3 protein-coding genes are annotated in these 2360 nt (G+C 63.5%); all 3 read right to left on the minus strand.

Features of this window, described 5'->3' with window-relative positions; all coding sequences use genetic code 11:
* Positions 1 to 63: 63 nt before the first annotated feature.
* Genes lpxI through fabZ form a run of 3 tightly spaced genes read right to left on the minus strand, consistent with a single transcriptional unit; the run spans position 64 to position 2263 of the window.
* Positions 64 to 966 carry a UDP-2,3-diacylglucosamine diphosphatase LpxI gene (gene lpxI / locus EOA29_RS33290; protein ID WP_126093891.1) on the minus strand — a complete coding sequence of 301 codons (903 nt, stop codon included), beginning with the start codon at positions 964 to 966 and terminating at the stop codon, positions 64 to 66.
* Positions 953 to 1789, minus strand: a complete 837-nt coding sequence (lpxA, locus tag EOA29_RS33295) for an acyl-ACP--UDP-N-acetylglucosamine O-acyltransferase (protein WP_127222196.1) — start codon at positions 1787 to 1789, stop codon at positions 953 to 955. Before lpxA ends, lpxI begins: the two co-directional genes overlap by 14 nt.
* 15 nt (positions 1790 to 1804) lie before the next feature.
* Positions 1805 to 2263: a 3-hydroxyacyl-ACP dehydratase FabZ gene (gene fabZ / locus EOA29_RS33300; RefSeq protein WP_126093890.1), complete on the minus strand. Its 459-nt coding sequence runs from the start codon at positions 2261 to 2263 to the stop codon at positions 1805 to 1807.
* Positions 2264 to 2360 lie beyond the last annotated feature (97 nt).

Genomic DNA, 2360 nt, shown 5'->3' on the forward strand with positions numbered 1-2360 from the left:
ATGTCGGCACCGAGCAGGTCGCCTGATTCCTCGCCGGCGACGATGGCGATTTTGAGCGGCCTCTCACCTGCCATCAGCCGACTCCGCCACGGGGAACCCAATGATGAAGAGGCCCAGTGCGTTGGCTCGCGACAATGTCGTCGGACCCTCGAGAATGAGCGAGCGACCCGCTTCGACGGCGATGCCGGCCAAGCCGGCGGCATGCGCGGCCTCGACCGTCTGCGGGCCTATCGAAGGCAAGTCGGCGCGCAATTCCTGACCAGGCTTGGCGCATTTGACGAGGACGCCGCGCGTCTTTCCGGCGAGCCTGCCGTGCCCGCGCAATTCGCGCGTCCTTTCGAGCAGGCCCTTTGTGCCTTCGATGCCTTCCAACGCGATGGCCCGGCCGCCGATGGCGACAGCCGCTTGGCCGATATCCAGCGCGCCAATGGCCTTGGCGGCCGCGCGTCCCGCTTCGATATCGCGCCAATCCGATTGCCTTGGTCCCGCGGCCGTGAGCGTGCCCTCGGCGGCGGCAAGGTCGGGAACGATCTGATGCGCGCCGACGACCGTGATTCCGCGCTTCTCCAGCCCGCGCGTGAGGACCTTCAAAAGCCCGTCGTCGCCACGCGCCAGCGCCACGATCACGGAAGGGATTATCGCCAGCAGACCGAAAGTCGGGCGTATCCGGGCAAGCTGCGGCCTGCGCCTGATCTCGCCGGCAAGGACCAGATGGCTGATGCCCCGGCGTTTCAGCAAGGGAAGCAGCAAGCCGATGTCTTCCAGCGCCAGTGTCGCCTGCTCATAAGCGGCGAAGTCCGCTTCGCGATCCACCTCGCCATCGACGAGGACGATAAAAGGCGAATTTCCCTGCCTGACCAAGCTTTCCGCCACTTCCACCGGCAGGCTGCCGCCACCGGCGATGATGCCGACCCTGGAGCCCGGCGCAAGTTCGAGGTGCGGGCTGGCGACGTCAGCCTTCGTCATCGCCATTGTCGTCGTCGCCGCCACCCTTGAGTGACGGGACGGCAAAGTGCCGCTTGCCGCGGCTGGTGATGAAATCGATGATCTTCATGGCCGTTGGCGACGAGGCGAATTCCACCTTGGCGATTTCCACGTTCTCGCCGACGGTGCGGGAGCGGTCGAAAATCGTCCTGTAAGCCTTGCGCAGCAGGTAGATCTCGGCACGCGGCAGTCCCGAACGCTTCAAGCCGATGATGTTGAGGCCGCGCAGGCTGGCGCGATTGCCGACGGCGATGGCATAGGGGATGACGTCGCCGACAAAGGCCGAGCACCCACCGAGAAAGGCGTTGTCGCCGACACGCACGAATTGATGAACGGCGCTGAGACCGCCGATATAGACGTTGTCGCCGATCTCGCAGTGCCCCCCGAGGGTCGCGCCATTGGCGAAGGTGGCGTTCTTGCCGACGACGCAGTCATGGGCGATGTGCGCGTAAGCGAGGAAATTGCCGTTGTCTCCGACGGTCGTCTCGCCACGGCTGATATCCGTGCCGACATGCATGGTGACGCCTTCACGGATGGTGCAATTCTCGCCGATGACCAGCGTGGTGCGTCCACCCTTGTGCTTGGTGTTCTGTGGCGGCGCTCCCAGCGTCGCCATCGGATAGACCTTGGTCGAGGCGCCGATGGTGGTCGCGCCCATCACCGCGACATGGCTGACCAGTTCGGCACGGTCACCAATCACCGCGTCGGCGCTGACATGGCAGAACGGCCCGATGCTGACGCCTTCGCCGAGTTGGGCGCCGTCTTCGACGACCGCTGAGGGATGGATTGATGTCTGGATTTTCATAAGCATTTCAAACCGTCAGCCGGCAACCATGGCCGAGATCTCGGCCTCTGCCGCCTTCGCGCCGTCCACCATGGCCTCGCAGGCGAATTTGAGCAGGTTGCCGCGCATCTTGATTTTCTTGACGTGGATCTTCAACTGGTCGCCTGGACCGACCGGTTTGCGGAATTTCGCGTTGTCGATGGTGAGGAAGTAAACCAGCGACGGCTTTTCCGTATTGAGGCTGCGGATGCAGATCGCGCCGGCCGTCTGAGCCATGGCCTCGATGATCAAGACGCCCGGCATCACCGGCTGTTCGGGGAAATGACCCTGGAAATGCGGCTCGTTGATTGTCACGTTCTTGATGCCGACGCCCGAGTCGTTGCCGTCGATATCGACGATGCGGTCGATCATCAGGAACGGATAGCGGTGTGGCAGGAGCTTCATGAGCCCCATTATGTCGACCGCCTCGAGTGTCGTTGCCACCATGTCAGCCATTTCCGTCGCCCTGCTTGCGGCTCTTGGCAAACCTGCGCAGCATGGCGATCTCGCGCAAAGCTTCGGCCATCGGCTGTGCCGGATAGCCTGCCCAAAT

Source organism: Mesorhizobium sp. M1E.F.Ca.ET.063.01.1.1, assembly GCF_003998155.1.
GTDB lineage: Bacteria > Pseudomonadota > Alphaproteobacteria > Rhizobiales > Rhizobiaceae > Mesorhizobium.

Coding starts and splice junctions, on each gene's coding strand:
- lpxI (WP_126093891.1), bottom strand. CDS start 966: ATGACGAAGGCTGACGTCGCCAGCCCGCACCTCGAACTTGCGCCGGGC.
- lpxA (WP_127222196.1), bottom strand. CDS start 1,789: ATGAAAATCCAGACATCAATCCATCCCTCAGCGGTCGTCGAAGACGGC.
- fabZ (WP_126093890.1), bottom strand. CDS start 2,263: ATGGCTGACATGGTGGCAACGACACTCGAGGCGGTCGACATAATGGGG.